Source organism: Rhodococcus coprophilus NBRC 100603 (genome assembly GCF_001895045.1).
In the GTDB taxonomy this organism is placed as follows: domain Bacteria; phylum Actinomycetota; class Actinomycetes; order Mycobacteriales; family Mycobacteriaceae; genus Rhodococcus; species Rhodococcus coprophilus.
Genome location: NZ_BDAM01000004.1, coordinates 1 through 15757, shown reverse-complemented (window position 1 = coordinate 15757; position 15757 = coordinate 1). Strand labels below are relative to the sequence as shown.

At 67.2% G+C, this 15757-nt stretch carries 13 protein-coding genes and 1 pseudogene; 6 read left to right on the top strand and 8 right to left on the bottom strand.

The features are described from left to right. Positions 1–28 precede the first annotated feature (28 nt). Together RDCOP1_RS08520 and RDCOP1_RS08515 are read left to right on the top strand one after the other, a co-directional pair. Positions 29–988, top strand: a complete 960-nt coding sequence (locus tag RDCOP1_RS08520; RefSeq protein ID WP_072699712.1) for an alpha/beta hydrolase — start codon at positions 29–31, stop codon at positions 986–988. A 277-nt stretch (positions 989–1265) separates the two neighbouring features. Further along, positions 1266–1505 (top strand): hypothetical protein, encoded by a 240-nt coding sequence (locus RDCOP1_RS08515; protein WP_072699711.1) that lies wholly within the window; start codon positions 1266–1268, stop codon positions 1503–1505. A gap of 44 nt (positions 1506–1549) precedes the next feature. Here the strand turns inward: RDCOP1_RS08515 and purH are convergent, their stop codons facing one another. The 4 genes from purH to RDCOP1_RS08495 are packed head-to-tail and all read right to left on the bottom strand — an operon-like array spanning position 1550 to position 6652. Further along, entirely contained in the window at positions 1550–3109 is a 1560-nt protein-coding gene (gene purH / locus RDCOP1_RS08510) for a bifunctional phosphoribosylaminoimidazolecarboxamide formyltransferase/IMP cyclohydrolase (RefSeq protein WP_072699710.1), read from the bottom strand. Next, positions 3096–3779 (bottom strand): phosphoribosylglycinamide formyltransferase, encoded by a 684-nt coding sequence (gene purN, locus RDCOP1_RS08505; protein ID WP_169848863.1) that lies wholly within the window; start codon positions 3777–3779, stop codon positions 3096–3098. Before purN ends, purH begins: the two co-directional genes overlap by 14 nt. A 17-nt stretch (positions 3780–3796) precedes the next feature. After that, positions 3797–5395: a cell division protein PerM gene (locus RDCOP1_RS08500; protein WP_231922993.1), complete on the bottom strand. Its 1599-nt coding sequence runs from the start codon at positions 5393–5395 to the stop codon at positions 3797–3799. A gap of 36 nt (positions 5396–5431) precedes the next feature. Further along, positions 5432–6652: a DUF5336 domain-containing protein gene (locus tag RDCOP1_RS08495; RefSeq protein ID WP_072699709.1), complete on the bottom strand. Its 1221-nt coding sequence runs from the start codon at positions 6650–6652 to the stop codon at positions 5432–5434. Between the two features lie 76 nt (positions 6653–6728). Between RDCOP1_RS08495 and RDCOP1_RS08490 the strand changes: the two genes are divergently transcribed. Continuing rightward, a complete protein-coding gene (locus RDCOP1_RS08490; RefSeq protein ID WP_072699708.1) occupies positions 6729–7352 on the top strand; it encodes an IMPACT family protein in 624 nt (207 codons plus the stop codon). A 103-nt stretch (positions 7353–7455) separates the two neighbouring features. Here RDCOP1_RS08490 and sucD read toward each other — a convergent pair whose 3' ends face one another. Together sucD and sucC are read right to left on the bottom strand one after the other, a co-directional pair. Beyond that, positions 7456–8358 carry a succinate--CoA ligase subunit alpha gene (gene sucD / locus RDCOP1_RS08485; protein ID WP_072699707.1) on the bottom strand — a complete coding sequence of 301 codons (903 nt, stop codon included), beginning with the start codon at positions 8356–8358 and terminating at the stop codon, positions 7456–7458. A 16-nt stretch (positions 8359–8374) separates the two neighbouring features. Then, positions 8375–9544 carry an ADP-forming succinate--CoA ligase subunit beta gene (gene sucC / locus RDCOP1_RS08480; RefSeq protein WP_072699706.1) on the bottom strand — a complete coding sequence of 390 codons (1170 nt, stop codon included), beginning with the start codon at positions 9542–9544 and terminating at the stop codon, positions 8375–8377. A gap of 453 nt (positions 9545–9997) precedes the next feature. Here sucC and RDCOP1_RS08475 point away from each other — a divergent pair, with 453 nt between their 5' ends. After that, complete coding sequence (locus tag RDCOP1_RS08475) at positions 9998–10954, top strand: M23 family metallopeptidase (protein WP_084722512.1); 957 nt, start codon at positions 9998–10000, stop codon at positions 10952–10954. Positions 10955–11129: 175 nt separating this feature from the next. Here the strand turns inward: RDCOP1_RS08475 and pcrA are convergent, their stop codons facing one another. Next, positions 11130–13493, bottom strand: a complete 2364-nt coding sequence (gene pcrA, locus RDCOP1_RS08470) for a DNA helicase PcrA (RefSeq protein ID WP_072699705.1) — start codon at positions 13491–13493, stop codon at positions 11130–11132. A 128-nt stretch (positions 13494–13621) separates the two neighbouring features. Between pcrA and RDCOP1_RS08465 the strand changes: the two genes are divergently transcribed. Further along, positions 13622–13930: a chorismate mutase gene (locus RDCOP1_RS08465; RefSeq protein WP_174555788.1), complete on the top strand. Its 309-nt coding sequence runs from the start codon at positions 13622–13624 to the stop codon at positions 13928–13930. 78 nt (positions 13931–14008) lie between these two features. On the opposite strand, the gene RDCOP1_RS08460 is transcribed toward RDCOP1_RS08465, so the two are convergent. After that, positions 14009–15460 carry an NAD-dependent succinate-semialdehyde dehydrogenase gene (locus RDCOP1_RS08460; protein WP_072699704.1) on the bottom strand — a complete coding sequence of 484 codons (1452 nt, stop codon included), beginning with the start codon at positions 15458–15460 and terminating at the stop codon, positions 14009–14011. Between the two features lie 78 nt (positions 15461–15538). On the opposite strand from RDCOP1_RS08460, the pseudogene RDCOP1_RS08455 reads away from it, so the two are divergent. After that, positions 15539–15757 (top strand): annotated as a pseudogene (locus RDCOP1_RS08455) (glucose-6-phosphate isomerase); the annotation flags it as partial.

The window sequence follows — 15757 nt, the reverse complement described above, 5'->3', positions numbered from 1 at the left end:
TTCGACCCGCTTCTGATAGACACGGTGTATGTCGGACACCGAGATCACCTTTTCAAGCGGCGACGTGACCCTGCACGGCAGCGTGCGGGTACCCGTGTCGATCAGGGGTGCGGTGCCCGGCGTGCTGCTGCTCGCGGGCAGCGGACCCACCGACCGCAACGGTGACAGCGCCCTGCTGCCCGGCTCGATCGGTACGTTGCGCCACCTTGCCGACGTCCTCGAAAAGCGCGGCTTCGCGAGTCTGCGATACGACAAGCTCGGCAGCGGTGTGACAGGGCTCGGACCCTACGACGTCGAAGACGTCGCCGATCTGGGATTCTCCACGTTCATCGACGCGGCCTCCGCGGCACTCGACTTCCTCGGCAGTCAGCGCGGTGTCGACGCCGACCGTCTCTACGTCGTCGGGCACAGCGAAGGTGCGCTCATCGCCCTGTCGCTCGCGCAGGACAATCCCCGGATCAGGGGTATCGGCCTGCTCGAGCCCCTCGCGGTGCGCCTCCTCGATCTGCTGACCGCCCAGATCGACGCCCAACTCGATGCTGTGGTCATCGCCCAGAAACTGCCTGTACAGATCGCCGACGAACTGCGGCTCGCGCTGACCGGAGCCGTCGAATCACTGCGCGCGGACGGCACTCTCAGCGACAACCTGCCCGAGCCGCTCCGCAACGCCGGTCTCGTACCCGCGAACGCCAAAGCTCTCGCCGAGGAAGACGCACTCGACCCGCGGATGCTCGCCGCCCAGATCGACGGCGACCTGCCGGTGCTGTCGAGCGCGTCGACGAAGGACATCCAGATCCGCATCGAGGATGTCGATGCGCTCGACGACGCTCTCGTGCACACCCGGCTCACCAAGCTGCGGATGACGCACACCAACCATGTCCTCAAGGACATCGGCACCCAGCAGTCGACGGGCGCCGACTACGTCGCCGACCTTCCGTTCTCGGAAGAATTCACGGCCGGCTTCGAGGCGTGGCTGAAGAGCCTGTGAGTACTCCCGCGAAATAACAAATGTCACTTTCGCGTTATTGGTGTATGGTTTCCCGTTAACCCGCTGGTGCGCCCGAGAAAGGTACGGTTCGATGCGATTCAAGCACATGCATGTCATCGGCTGCCCCGTACCGTTTATGCATTTCCACGCGCCCTTCGCCGCGAGGCAACCCCGAGAATAGAAGTCACACGACGACTCCCTCTCGGGCACCCGGGCACATCGCCCCGGGTGCCCTTTCTTATCCCCACAGCTTTCATTCCCTGACAGGAGATACATCATGAAACTCCGCATCGACCCTGGCGGATCCCTCCCCGAGGACCTCCCCGGCGATCTGACCGGTCACGCGATCACCATCGATCTCAGCCGCGTCGCCGGCACCGAAAACGGTGCTGCCGCAGCAGATCTGATCCGCGAACTCCTCGACCGAGGTGCTGCACGCCTCGTCATCTCCGAGGGTCGCGGATCCCGGGGAAGCGACTCCACGTACGACGGCGCCGCCCACTCGCACGCTGCCTGACCTGCAGGCACGTGCGCCAGGGGCGGCGCCGTCCGAGAGTTCCGTCAGTGAGCGAAGTGGCGAGCACCCGTCAGATACAGGGTCACTCCGGCTTCGCGTGCTGCCTCGATGACCTCGTTGTCGCGCACGGACCCGCCGGGCTGAACGACGGCCTTCACACCGGCTTCGGTGAGCACCTGCAGACCGTCCGCGAACGGGAAGAACGCGTCCGACGCGGCGACAGAACCCACCACGCGGTCTCCTGCACGCGTCACAGCGAGACGCGACGAATCGACGCGGTTGACCTGACCCATGCCGACTCCGACGGTGGCGCCATCCTTGACCAGCAGAATCGCGTTGGACTTGACGGCGCGCACCGTGCGCCACGCGAACTCGAGATCGCGCAGGGTCGCCTCGTCCGCGGCCTCACCGCACGCGAGCTGCCAGTTGGCGGGTGAATCCCCCTCGGCGTCGAGCGCGTCGCGTTCCTGGAGCAGGAGTCCGCCGGAAATCTGACGCATCTCGATCTGCGACGACTTCGGCGAGTCGGCCCGCAGAATCCGGATGTTCTTCTTGCGGGAGAGCACCTCCACCGCGCCGTCCGCGTACGACGGCGCAATGATGACCTCCGTGAAGATCTCGGCGACCTGCTCCGCCATCTTCACGCTCACCTCACGGTTCGCGGCGATCACGCCACCGAATGCCGACACCGGGTCGCATTCGTGGGCGTTGCGGTGAGCGGTCGCGATGTCGTCGGCGATCGCGATGCCACAGGGGTTCGCATGCTTGATGATCGCGACACACGGCTCGTTGTGATCGTGCGCGGCACGCCACGCTGCGTCGGCGTCCTGATAGTTGTTGTACGACATTTCTTTGCCGTGGAACTGCTCGGCCTGCGCGAGTCCCGGCTCACCCGACTCGTCCACGTACAGCGCGGCAGCCTGGTGCGGATTCTCCCCGTAGCGCAGCACATTCGCGCGCGTCCACGTGGCGCCGGCCCAGGCCGGGAACTTGGAATCCTCGTCCGCGACCGCATAGCCGCTGTTCATCCAGCTCGCGACAGCCACGTCGTAGGCCGCCGTGTGCTGAAACGCCTGCGCAGCGAGGCGCTTGCGCTGCTCGAGGGTGAAGCCGCCACCCTCGACCGCTTCGAGGACATCGCCGTACACGGCGGGATCCACGACCACGGCCACCGACGGATGGTTCTTCGCAGCGGCGCGAACCATGGACGGCCCACCGATGTCGATCTGCTCGACGCACTCGTCGGGGCTCGCACCCGAAGCGACCGTCTCCGTGAACGGGTAGAGGTTCACCACGACCAATTCGAACGCCTCGATGCCGAGGTCGGCGATCTGGTCGAGGTGGTCCTGCTTGCGGGTGTCGGCGAGGATGCCGGCGTGGACACGCGGGTGCAGCGTCTTCACGCGACCCTCGAGGCACTCCGGGAAACCGGTGAGCTCCTCCACTTTCGTCACGGGCACGCCCGCTCCGGCGATCGTCGCCGCGGTGGAGCCGGTCGAGACCAACTCGACTCCCGCCTTGTGGAGCCCTGTCGCCAGTTCCACGAGTCCGCTCTTGTCGTACACGCTGACCAGCGCGCGGCGCACAGTCTTACGTTCGGTCACCGGGGATCACGGCCTTTCGTCCATCGGAAACAACTCCACGGGTGGCGACGGCGGCGACCACTTCTGCCAGCAGCCGTCGCTCCACAACCTTGATTCGTTCGTGCAAGCTCGCTTCGTCGTCGCCCTCGAGCACGGGCACCGGTTCCTGCGCGAGCACCGGGCCGGTATCGACTCCCCCGTCGACGAGGTGCACGGTCGAGCCTGTGACCTTCACGCCGTACGCGAGCGCATCGGGCACCGCATGCGCTCCGGGGAACGACGGCAGCAGTGCCGGATGCGTATTGATGATGCGACCGCCGAATCGGTCGAGGAACGCCGAACCCAGGATCTTCATGAATCCTGCGGTCACCACGAGATCGGGCTCGAACTCCGCGACTGCCTCGGTGAGTGCGCGATCCCAGGCGGCCCGGTCCGCATAGTCACGCAACGCGACCCGGAAGACGGGGACACCGGCTGCCGCGGCATGCTCCTCGGCACGGCATTCGCGGTCCACACCGACGGCGACCACGTGCGCGGGGTAGCCGGCGTCGCGGGCCGCGTCGAGCAACGACGCGAGCAAGCTCCCCGTTCCGGAAGCGAGAACGACGAGCCGCGCCGGCGCGGTGGGCGGCAGCTGGTCACGCGAGGCAGTCAGGGCACTACTCCTGGAACTCGAGGGGTCGGCCGACAAACCGGCCGAGTGAAAGCCTAGTCGGCGGTCTTCCCGCGCTTGCCCTCGACCTCCGGCTTCGCCGCGGTGCCCTTCTCCGGCTCCGCCGCGGTGCCCTTCTCCGGCTCCGCCGCGGTGCCCTTCTCCTGCTCCGCCGCGCTCCCCTTCTCCGACTCTGCCTCGGTGCCCTTCGTCGGGACGGCGTCGTCGGCTGCTTCGGCACCGGCGCCGTCGGCGGCCTCCACCTCGTGAGCCGAGTCGGGTTCCTCTTCGTCCTCCTGGCGGTCGTCTTCGAGCGGGTCGAGTTCGGCGTCGACGTCTTCCTGACCGTCGGTATCGAGATCCGGGTCGGTGTCGGCGTCCCAGTCCTCGTCGTCCTCGTAGTCCATCGTCTCGTGACCGATGTCGAGCGAGGCGGCGGCCAGCCGGCCCTCCCGCCACATGAGCAGTTGCGCGACGATGAGCCCGAGAAGCCCCGCCCACGCGAACACGAGCACGCCGGCGAGCCACCAGTTGGCGCCGACGACGCCGAATATCCCGAGCGGCCCACCCGCCGCCCAGGTGATCGCGGCGGTGACCAGCCCGGCAGCCCCGGCAGCCGCCAGAACAGTCCGCGCCGCGTCGAGGCTTCCCACGGGTGCCCCGTCCGCCTGCGCCTGGAGCGTTCGTTGCGCGGCGAATCGGCCGAGCAGAGCGCCGACCGTCGCGGGGACCGCGAGCAGTACCGGCCACAACGCGTGCGCCGGCCCGGCAGGGATCGCCGCGAGGATCGGAAGAGCAGGAAGATCACCGCCGGAGGCTTCGAAGAGACTCAGACGAACCTGCCCGAACTGGACGGTGCTTCCCGCCAGCAGAGCGGACGCACCGATCACCAGATTCGGGAGGTACAGGATCGACAGGACGGTGAGCCCGAGAACACCCGTCCAGCTTTCACCGCGAGCCAGCAGATCGCCGACCGTGGTCCACGACCATACGAGCCCCGCCACGACCAGGACACCGCCCACCGCGAACATGCCGAGCACTGCCCGCGCCGCGGGACGCACCGACAGCACGAGCCATTCCGGCACCCCGTACCGGCTGACCGCGGGTCGCCATGTGCGCGAGCCGATACCCAGCAACGCCGCGAGGAGGTACAGGCCCGTCACCCACGCCAGAGCTGCCGCGGGGTTCGGGGAGGCGACGGGAAGCACGGCCGAGGCATCCTGCATCACGACGAGCGCGATCACCGTGACGATGAGCGGACCGGCCAGGGTCGCCGCGGTGATGCGCGCGATATCGCGACCTTCGAGTCGATAGCCGGTGTACGCAACCACGGCGTCTGCCGCGGAGCCGGCCCCGCGGGCCGAGAGCCACACCAGAAGGCCCGTGGGGAGCAGGGGAAGCACACCCAGTGACGTGCCGTCGATCGTGAGTGTCACCTGGTGCAGCGCCAGCCAGGCCCCCGCAACCGCGGCGTAGACCCCGGTCAGGTCACTGTTCGCGACCACCAGGGTGGTGACCATGACGGTGGCGACCACCGCCACCGTCACCGCCGGAAGACGGGCTGCGGTACCGACCAGGATGCGGAACCGCTCCGGATCGAGGTGGTCGTCCTCGGAGGGAGCGTGCCGGGTCGACCGGCCGAGCGTCGAAGTCATCGAGTCGAGGGTGTCACCGACGTGTCTCCGATGGTGTCAGGCGCGCCGATCACCTTGGTCGCCCGGGGCACGGAACACCTCGGTCGGCGCGGGCTCGCCGGTCGTCGAACTCTCGGACTCACCTGTGTGCTCGGCATCGCTGGTGGAGTGCGACGAGGAGGACGCGTCGTGCTGCTGCGGAGCGCCTTCCGGCCGGTGGGTCTCCGCACGTTCCGCTTCGGGCTGCTCGTTCTCGGACGACGTACCCGCATCGGAAGGCGACTGTGCGTACCGGTCGGGCTGCTGCCCGTACTGGGCTGCCGTGAACCGCTGCGTGCGTTCCTGGTCACCGGTGTGCTGTTCACCGGTGCTCTGCTGACCGAACTGGCCACCGTGCTGCTGCGCACCGGCGAACGGCTGATCGCCGGTCTGCCGGCCCGCGGGATACTGCTGGGCGCCGGACTGACTCGGGTACTGCTGGCCGCCCTGCTGACCGCCGCCCTGCTCACCGCCGCCCTGCTCACCACTGCCCTGCTGAGCGGGGTACTGCTGACCGCCGTACTGCTGACCGCCGTACTGCTGGCCGCTGTACTGCTGACCCGGGAACTGCTGTTGGCTGCCGTACTGCTGACCCGGGTACTGGGCACCGTACTGCTGGCCGCTGTACTGCTGACCCGGGAACTGCTGTTGGCTGCCGTACTGCTGACCCGGGTACTGGGCACCGTACTGCTGACCGCTGTACTGCTGACCCGGGAACTGCTGGGCACCGAATTGCTGGGCGCTCTGCTGACCCGGCCCTTGCTGCTGCGCACCTTGCTGCTGGTAGCCCTGTGCGCCACCGGTCTGTCGAGTCGAGCGTCCGGGAACCAGGATGCCGAGACCGAACAGCAGAGTGACCACGGCCAGCGCGGACTGCACGAAACCGAAGACGAGAATCGTCACCCCGCCCCAGGCGATCCCTGTGTCCTCCGGCAGGTGGAACAACTGGAAGAGCGACGTCACGAACCCCACTCCCGACGCGACCACCGCGACGGCCCGGAGATCCTGCCCCGGCAGCAACGAGAGCGCGGCGCTCACACCACCGAGCAGCAGGAAGGCCAGAGGTACGACGGCAAACCCGAAATCGAACGACGACAGCGCGACGCGGGAGCCGAAGGTGATGCTCACGTACGGCGCGAGACCGAGGAGAAAGTTCACGACGCCGAGCGCGGCGACCACAAGGGGCAGCAGCAGCGGGACCACCTTGCTCGGGGTGGATTGCCCTGCGGGGAAATTCATCGGTCCTCCTGCTGTCGATTCGGCGGTCGTCCCTCTCCTGCGTACCAGCCTAGGCACGACCCGCGAGAATGGGGCCATGCCGCACACTTTTGCCCCCGGTCGGGATGTCGTCGTCGAAACCGAGGTCAAACGCTCACGATTCCTCGCAGCACTCCGTCGCGTGGAGTCCACGGAGGCAGCCCTGGCCTTCGTGGAGGACCAACGGCGGCTGTATCCCGATGCGCGCCACCACTGCTGGGCGTTCGTCGTCGGGGACGAGCAGACGACGCGGGCAGAGCGGTCCAGCGACGACGGCGAACCGGGCGGAACCGCAGGGATACCGATGTTGCAGGTGCTGCACCACCGCGACCTGGTGAACGTGGCCGTGGTGGTGACCCGATGGTTCGGCGGCATCAAACTGGGGGCGGGCGGACTCGTGCGCGCGTATTCGGGGGCGGTCACCGCCGCACTCGATTCGGTGCGTCCGGTCGCGCGCGTCCGGCGGGAGATGTTCGAACTGGAGGTCGATCACGCCGACGCCGGCCGTGTGGAAGCCGAACTACGGCAGCGTGGGGTGAGTGTGCTCGGCGTGTCCTACGGCGATCGTGCGGTGCTGACCGTCGCGACCGCGGACGTCGAGAGTCTCACCGCGACGGTCGCGTCGATCACGTCGGGGTCGGGTGACCTGACGCCGACCGGTCACCAATGGGTCGACGCGTAGGTACCGAAATTCATGCTGCCCGTAAATGCACACTGCCCGTGCGCATCCCGGGTAGCAGAACTACCGGGGACGCACACGGGCAGAGGCCACGCAGTGCGGAAATTTACAGCGACTGCAGGATTTCGCGCGCGAGAGCGGCGGTCTCGGACGGCGTCTTGCCGACCTTCACACCGGCTGCCTCGAGGGCGTCCTTCTTGGCCTGAGCGGTGCCCGAGGAGCCGGAGACGATGGCGCCGGCGTGGCCCATGGTCTTGCCCTCCGGGGCGGTGAAGCCTGCGACGTAGCCGACGACCGGCTTGGTCACATTGGCCTTGATGTAATCGGCTGCGCGCTCTTCGGCGTCGCCACCGATCTCACCGATCATCACGATGACCTTGGTCTCGGGATCCTTCTCGAACGCAGCGATCGCGTCGATGTGGGTGGTGCCGATGACCGGGTCGCCGCCGATGCCGATGGCGGTCGAGAAACCGTACTCACGGAGTTCGAACATCATCTGGTAGGTCAGGGTGCCCGACTTCGACACGAGACCGACCGGGCCCTTGCCGGCGATGTTCGCCGGGGTGATGCCGACCAGCGCCTCACCCGGGGTGATGATGCCGGGGCAGTTGGGGCCGATGATGCGGGTCTTCTCGCCCTTGTCGACGTTGTAGGCCCACGCGTAGGCGGAGTCCTGCACCGGGATGCCCTCGGTGATGACGACGAGGAGCGGGATCTCGGCGTCGATCGCCTCGACGATGGCGTCCTTGGCGAAGGCCGGGGGAACGAACGCGATCGAGACGTCCGCGCCAGTCTCCTTCATGGCCTCGGCGACGGTCCCGAAGACCGGCAGCTCGACGGAGTTGCCGTCCTTGTCGGTGTGCGAGACGGTGGTGCCGGCCTTGCGGGCGTTGACGCCGCCGACAACCTGGGTGCCGGCCTTGAGCATGAGGGCGGTGTGCTTGGTGCCCTCGCCGCCGGTGATGCCCTGGACGATGACCTTGGAATCCTTGGTAAGGAAGATTGCCATTGTTCTGTGTGTCCCTTTACTTCGCTGCGAAGGCGAGTTCGGCAGCCTTGTCGGCAGCCTCGTCCATGGTGGCGACGACCGTGACCAGCGGGTGGTTGGCCTCGGAGAGGATGCGGCGACCCTCCTCGACGTTGTTGCCGTCGAGACGGACGACCAGCGGCTTGTTGGCCTCGTCGCCCAGCGTCTCCAGTGCGCCGACGATGCCGTTGGCAACGGCGTCACACGCGGTGATGCCACCGAAGACGTTCACGAACACGCTCTTGACCTGCGCGTCGTTCAGGATGACGTCCAGGCCGGCAGCCATGACGGCAGCCGAGGCTCCGCCACCGATGTCGAGGAAGTTGGCGGGCTTGACGCCGCCGTGCTTCTCACCTGCGTAGGCGACGACGTCCAGGGTCGACATGACCAGGCCGGCGCCGTTACCGATGATGCCGACCTCGCCGTCGAGCTTGACGTAGTTGAGGTCGTTCTCCTTGGCCTTGAGCTCGAGCGGATCGGTGGCGTCCCGATCCTCGAAAGCCTCGTGGCCGGGCTGACGGAAGGCAGCGTTCTCGTCGAGCGTCACCTTGCCGTCGAGTGCCAGGATCTGATCGTCCGGGGTACGGACGAGGGGGTTCACCTCGACGAGGAGCGCGTCCTCCTTGATGAACACCTCCCACAGCTTCTGGATGGTGTTGGCCGCGGCGTCGAGCACCTCGGCGGGCAGCTTGCCGGCCTCGGCGATCTCGCGCGCGAAGGCGAGGTCGACACCCTTGACCGCGTCCACCGGGATCTTCGCGAGGGCGTCCGGGTTCTCCTCGGCGGTGACCTCGATCTCGACGCCACCCTCGACCGAGCACATCGCCAGGTAGGTGCGGTTGGTGCGGTCGAGCAGGAAGGAGATGTAGTACTCCTCGGCGATGTCACTCGCCTCTGCGACCAGCAGCTTCTTCACGACATGGCCCTTGATGTCGAGGCCCAGGATGGCCTCGGCGTTGGCCACGGCGGCGTCGACGTCGGCGGAGTACTTCACGCCTCCGGCCTTGCCGCGGCCGCCGACCTTGACCTGTGCCTTGACCATCACGGGCTTGCCGACTTCCTCGGCGATCTCGCGGGCTCCGGCGACCGTGTCTGTAACACGCCCGGCCGACGTCGGCACGTCATGCTTGGCGAAGAGTTCCTTCGCCTGGTATTCGAAGAGATCCATCTGCTCACCGTCTCGTCTGCGTTCACGCCCGCTCGGGGGTATTGAGCGGGCCGGTTCGGACTCTAGTTACATGGACGCCCCACGAAACGTCCGCTCTCCGGCCATGTGGCCCATGTCACGGAGTTGCGTACGCCGGGGGTCAGCTCACGGGTTTCCTCCGGGAATGTGAGAACGCCGCAACCAAGAGGAGCACCGTCCCCAGAATGACAGGCGTCGCCGTCGGCGCCGCGACCGGTCCCCTCGAGACCCGCCGAGGGTCTGCGGCACTCCTTCGCATTGCAAAATGCATTGGGTGTTTCGATACGTGACCTTCGGGCCAATTCCCACTTTCCCCAGCACATAACTGTGATGCCGCTCACATAAGGCGTCAGTATTGCGTTATAGGTTGCCCTGCTTGCGATCGTTTCGTTACCGTCCCTCTGGTCAAGTAACGATGAGGTCACGAAACGGAGGATGGCGATGCGCCCAGGCAGCCCGATTGCCGAAAGCCACGCCCGCCGGCCCGAAACGGCACCGGACGACTGGAACGCTTGGACCACAGCGACCATCGATTTCCGCACGACCGGCCTGACCTCCGAGCCGACCTACTACGCCGAGACTCCCGACGTCACGGATTCGGCAGATACCACCGCCCCCGCTCGTCGCGGTGGAGCGCACCGGGTGCCCACTCCCCCGGCCGCCCTCAAGGGCCGCGCCGCAGTCTTCGCCGTCGCCGCCGGCGCTGTGGTCGCCGCAGGCCAAGCAGCCACCAACGGTTCGCCCGGCCAGAACGCCGACCACGCCCAGGTTGCCCTCGCCGCGGACAGCAGCGATTCCTCGGTCATCACGGCCACCGCGGTCCCGCAGGCCGCACAGTTCGCTTCCGAGAGCACGGGCTCGGCGCCCTCTCAGGCACCTCAGGTGCTCAACATCGCCGACCCCAACGACCTGTCGCAGTTCTCGAACCTCCTCGCCAAGGGTGAGCGTTTCAGCGAGGAACGGGCAGCGCGCGAAGCCGCCGCCCGCCGGCCGCTGTTCGCCCTTCCCGCAATCGGTGCGTTCACCTCCAACTACGGCGCCCGTTGGGGCACCCTCCACGCCGGCATCGATATCGCAGGCCCGATCGGGACTCCGATCCTCGCGGTCGCCGACGGCGAGGTCATCGATTCAGGTCCGGCATCCGGTTTCGGCATGTGGATCCGGTTGCTGCACGCCGACGGCACGGTCACCGTCTACGGACACATCGACCAGTCGCTGGTCAGCGTGGGGCAGCAGGTCCTGGCCGGCGATCAGATCGCCACGATGGGCAACCGCGGCTTCTCCACCGGCCCCCACCTGCACTTCGAGGTCCATCTCAACGGCGTCGACAAGATCGACCCGGTGCCGTGGCTCGCTACCCGGGGCATCGCGCCCGGCAGCAACCGCCACTGATCGCACGCCCCACCGCGTTCGACCGCCCCACCGCGTTCGACCGCCCCACCGCGTTCGCTGACACGCGCCGACGCGCCCTCCTTCTCCAGGCTGCTCAGAGCCTGGCCGACGCGAACCTCGGTCGGCTCAGAGCATTGGCAAGCTAGAGCACGGGCAGGCTCAGAGGCCTGGCGGGCTAAAGCTTGATCATCGGGACTCCGCCCACCAGCATCAGCCGAACCTTTCCGGCACTTCCGAAATCGATGACCACCGTGGCGGTGGGACCGGAACCATTCTTCTCCAGAACCGTCCCCAGCCCGTACTTGTCGTGGCTCACCCGGTCACCGACATCGAGAACGAGATGATTGTTGCGTCCGCGCGGCGCCCCGAAGCTCGGCGACGACGACCTCTGCTCGCCCGCACCGAACCTCGACCCGGTACCGGAACCGATGGCGTGCCCACGCCCGGGCCCCGGATCGGTGCGCTTCCACTCAATCAGGTGCTGCGGAATCTCTTGCAGGAAACGGGATTCCGGGTTGGTGACGGGCTGTCCCCACGACGAGCGCAGCACGGCCCGGCTGACGTAGAGACGACGACGCGCACGCGTGATGCCGACGTACGCCAGCCGTCGCTCTTCCGACAGCTCGGCCGGATCACCGAGCGCACGCATGTGCGGGAACTGCCCGTCTTCCCATCCGGTCACGAACACCACCGGGAACTCGAGCCCCTTCGCGGTGTGGAGGGTCATCAAAGTGACCACACCGTCCTGGTTTTCGGGAATCTGATCGGCGTCGGCGACCAGCGAGACCTTCTCCAGGAAGGCCGCGAGCGATCCGGGATCCGGGTCGCCTTCCTCACGGCCGACATCCTCGATACCCGCCGCATTGCGCACATCGGAACTGAATTCCCTTGCCACGCTGACGAGTTCGTTGAGATTGTCGAGCCGGGCTCCGTCCTGCGGATCGTCGCTGGCTGCGAGTTCGGAACTGTAGCCGGTGCGTTCGAGGATCGCCTCGACCACGTCGCCGATGTCGACGGCGTCGTTACCGTCCGCATCGGAGACCACGAGCATCGCCCGCAGGTCGTCGAGAAGCTCCACGAAGCCGGCGATCGCCTTCTGCGCGCGGGTGTTCAACAGGGCGACCTTGCCCTCGGCGGCATCACGCAGCGCCTCCCCGAACCCGATGCCGAGACGCTCCGCGTGCACGGCCACGCAGGCCTCGGCACGGTCGCCGATGCCACGTCGAGGCGTGTTGAGAACGCGGCGCAGGCTCACGGTGTCGTCGGGATTGTCGAGAACCTTGAGGTACGCCACGATGTCGCGCACCTCCTTGCGCTCGTAGAACCGCACGCCACCGACGACCTTGTACGGCACACCGTGGCGGATGAACACGTCCTCGAAGGCCCGGGATGCGTTGTTGGTGCGATAGAACACCGCGATGTCGGAGAACTTGATGCCCTCGTCGACGAGGCGGTCGATCTCGGCCGCGACGAACCGCGCCTCGTCGTGCTCGTTGTCGGCGACATATCCGACCACGAGATCGCCCTCGCCGGAGTCGGTCCACAGACGCTTGTCGCGGCGACCCGTGTTGCGGGAGATGACCGCGTTCGCGGCGGAGAGGATGTTCTGCGTCGACCGGTAGTTCTGCTCGAGCAGGATCGTGCGAGCCTGCGGATAGTCGCGCTCGAACTCCTCGATGTTGCGGATGGTCGCGCCGCGGAACGCATAGATCGACTGGTCGGCGTCGCCGACGACACACAGTTCGCTGGGCTCGACGGCGGCGTCTTCGTCCGGGTCGCCCACCAGCGTGCGGACCAGCACGTACTGCGCATGGTTCGTGTCCTGGTACTCGTCGACCAGCACGTGCCGGAAGCGTCGGCGGTAGTACTCGGCGATGTCCGGGTGGGCCTGCAGCAGCGCCACGGTCTCGCCGATCAGGTCGTCGAAGTCGAAGGCGTTCGCGGCGCGGAGGCGCTGCTGGTAGATGGCGTAGACCCGCGCCACGATCCGCTCCAGTTCGGACGCGTCGGCGCCGACACCCGCCGCTGCTTCCTCCGGGCCGATCAACTCGTTCTTGAGGTTGGAGATCTGCGTGGAGAGCAGTCGCGGTGAGTACTTCTTGGTGTCGAGTTCGAGGTCTTTCGCGATCATCGTCAGCAGGCGACGGGAATCGTCGGCGTCGTAGATCGTGAAGTTGGAGTTCATACCGGGCAGCAGGCTCGCCTGCGCGCGCAGAATCCGGACACAGCTCGAGTGGAAGGTCGAGACCCACATCGACAGGGCACGGGGCCCGACCAGAGCAGCGACACGCTCCCGCATTTCCGCCGCGGCCTTGTTGGTGAAGGTGATGGCGAGCACCTGACCCGGTGCGACACCCCGCTCGGCCAGCAGATAGGCGATCCGCCGCGTGAGCACTGCCGTCTTACCCGAGCCCGCGCCGGCAACGATGAGCAACGGCCCACCCTCGTGTGTTACCGCTTCCCGTTGTTGTGGATTGAGTCCCTCGAGGAGAGCGTCCGAGTCGGGGGCCGTATGGGCGGGAGCAACGGGAGTGTTCATCGTTCTACCAAACTACCGGACCCGTCCGACAGCGAATCCCCGACTTGGCCGCGGATTGACACGGTGGCAAACTGGACGTTATGTCATGCGCCCTTCACCGGTCGGACGGCCAGCGCTGACGCGAGGAGATGACATTGAACGCCAACACCGACGCTGCTCTTTCCGGCGACACCGCCGACGCAGTGCCCACCACCGAGGCCGAGATCGATGAACTCCGCAAGGAGATCGACCGCCTCGACGCCGAGATCCTGGCCGCGGTCAAGCGGCGCACCGAGGTCTCTCGCATCATCGGCCGCACCCGGATGGCGTCCGGCGGCACCCGCCTCGTTCACAGCCGTGAGATGAGGGTGCTCGAGCGCTTCAGCGAGTTGGGTCAGGAAGGCCACACCCTCGCGATGCTCCTGCTGCGCCTCGGCCGCGGGCGCCTCGGCCACTAGCTCACGGCCTTCCACCGTCCGAACGGGTCGTCGTCGGCGATGTCCGGCCCGTGAGCGTAGCGACCGAGGGACGTTTCGTTACCGCAGCGCGATGTATTTGGTCTCGAGGTATTCCTCGATACCTTCGGTTCCGCCCTCACGGCCGACGCCCGAGGACTTGATCCCGCCGAACGGTGCGGCTACATCCGACACCACTCCCCGATTGACGCCGACGATGCCCGACTCCAGGGCATCCGACACCCGGAGCGCACGATCCAGGTCGCGGGTGAAGATGTATGCCGCGAGCCCGTACTCGGTGTCGTTGGCGGCCGCGATCGCTTCGTCCTCGGTGTCGAAGCCGGTCACGGCGGCCACCGGCCCGAAGACCTCCTCACGGAGGATGCGTGCGCTGCGCGGCACGTCGTCGAGCACGGTCGCCGGGTAGAACCATCCCGGGCCCTCCGGGGTCTCGCCACCGAGCCGTACCCTCGCGCCCCCGGCCACCGCGTCTTCGACCAGTTCGATCACCGTCTTCTTCTGGTTCTCGTTGATCAGCGGCCCGAGCGTGGTGTCGGGATCGGTACCCGGCCCGAGGCGGTACGACGCCATGCGCTCGGTGAGCTTGGTGACGAACTCTTCGCGCACGGAATTTGCGACGTGGAACCGGTTCGCAGCGGTGCATGCCTCACCACCGTTGCGCAGTTTCGCCGCGACCGCGCCCTCGACCGCCGCGTCGAGATCGGCGTCGTCGAACACGACGAACGGCGCGTTCCCACCGAGTTCGAGGGAGGTCCGCAACAGCGAACGGCCCGCCTTCTCCGCGAGCGCCCGGCCCACCGCCGTCGAACCGGTGAAGGTGAGCTTGCGCAGTCGCGGATCCTCGAGGAGCGGCCCGGTCACATCACCGGCGCGGGAAGTCGGGAGCACCGACAAAACACCCGCGGGGAGACCGGCCTCGGCGAAGATCTGCGCGAGCAGCAGCAGGGTCAGCGGCGTTTCCGAAGCGGGTTTGACGAGCATCGTGCATCCCGCGGCGAGCGCGGGTGCGATCTTGCGGGTGCCCATCGCGAGCGGGAAGTTCCAGGGCGTGATCGCCAGGCACGGGCCGACCGGTTGTTTGGTGACGAGAATCCGGCCGTTGCCTGCGGGGGCCGGGGTGTAGCGGCCGGCGATGCGTACCGCTTCCTCGGAGAACCACCGGAGGAATTCCGTGCCGTAGGCGACTTCGGAGCGACTCTCGGGCAACGCCTTACCCATTTCGAGCGTCATGAGCAGCGCGAAGTCGTCGGCGCGTTCGCTGATCTTCGACCAGACCGTCCGGAGGAGTTCTGCTCGCTCACGCGGTGGTGTCGCGGCCCAGTCGCGGCCCGCTGCTACCGCAGCGTCCAGGGCGCGCATGGCGTCTTCCGGAGCAGCGTCGGCCACTTCGGCCAGAACGTCGCCCGTTGCGGGGTCGTGGACGGGAAATGTCGCTCGATTTCCGGACGGCACCCATTCGCCACCGAGAAAGAGGTCGGTGGGCACGGACCGGATCAATTCTGATGTGTCCATGGACCCCATAATGCGCGTCCCGCGCCGCGCAAGACGCAAACCCGGCGGCACAAGGGGGTGGACACTACTGTCGATTCCATGAGCGACGTGACCGGATCGACCCCGTGGCAGCAGTTGTCCGACCACTCGGCGGAGATCGGGGGAATGCATCTGCGGGAGTTGTTCGCCGCTGATCCCGGTCGTGCCGACACGATGACCGCCGTCGCCGGGGACCTGGTGGTCGACTACAGCAAACACCTCGTCACCGCCCGCACGATGGAGTTGCTGCTGGATCTGGCGCGGGCGGTCGGGATCGAA

Excerpts from the sequence above, each read along its gene's own strand:
- RDCOP1_RS08520 (WP_072699712.1), top strand. The coding sequence starts at position 29 with ATGTCGGACACCGAGATCACCTTTTCAAGCGGCGACGTGACCCTGCAC.
- RDCOP1_RS08515 (WP_072699711.1), top strand. The coding sequence starts at position 1,266 with ATGAAACTCCGCATCGACCCTGGCGGATCCCTCCCCGAGGACCTCCCC.
- RDCOP1_RS08500 (WP_231922993.1), bottom strand. The coding sequence starts at position 5,395 with ATGACTTCGACGCTCGGCCGGTCGACCCGGCACGCTCCCTCCGAGGAC.
- RDCOP1_RS08495 (WP_072699709.1), bottom strand. The coding sequence starts at position 6,652 with ATGAATTTCCCCGCAGGGCAATCCACCCCGAGCAAGGTGGTCCCGCTG.
- RDCOP1_RS08490 (WP_072699708.1), top strand. The coding sequence starts at position 6,729 with ATGCCGCACACTTTTGCCCCCGGTCGGGATGTCGTCGTCGAAACCGAG.
- sucD (WP_072699707.1), bottom strand. The coding sequence starts at position 8,358 with ATGGCAATCTTCCTTACCAAGGATTCCAAGGTCATCGTCCAGGGCATC.
- sucC (WP_072699706.1), bottom strand. The coding sequence starts at position 9,544 with ATGGATCTCTTCGAATACCAGGCGAAGGAACTCTTCGCCAAGCATGAC.
- RDCOP1_RS08475 (WP_084722512.1), top strand. The coding sequence starts at position 9,998 with ATGGCGATGCGCCCAGGCAGCCCGATTGCCGAAAGCCACGCCCGCCGG.
- pcrA (WP_072699705.1), bottom strand. The coding sequence starts at position 13,493 with ATGAACACTCCCGTTGCTCCCGCCCATACGGCCCCCGACTCGGACGCT.
- RDCOP1_RS08465 (WP_174555788.1), top strand. The coding sequence starts at position 13,622 with ATGACATTGAACGCCAACACCGACGCTGCTCTTTCCGGCGACACCGCC.
- RDCOP1_RS08460 (WP_072699704.1), bottom strand. The coding sequence starts at position 15,460 with ATGGACACATCAGAATTGATCCGGTCCGTGCCCACCGACCTCTTTCTC.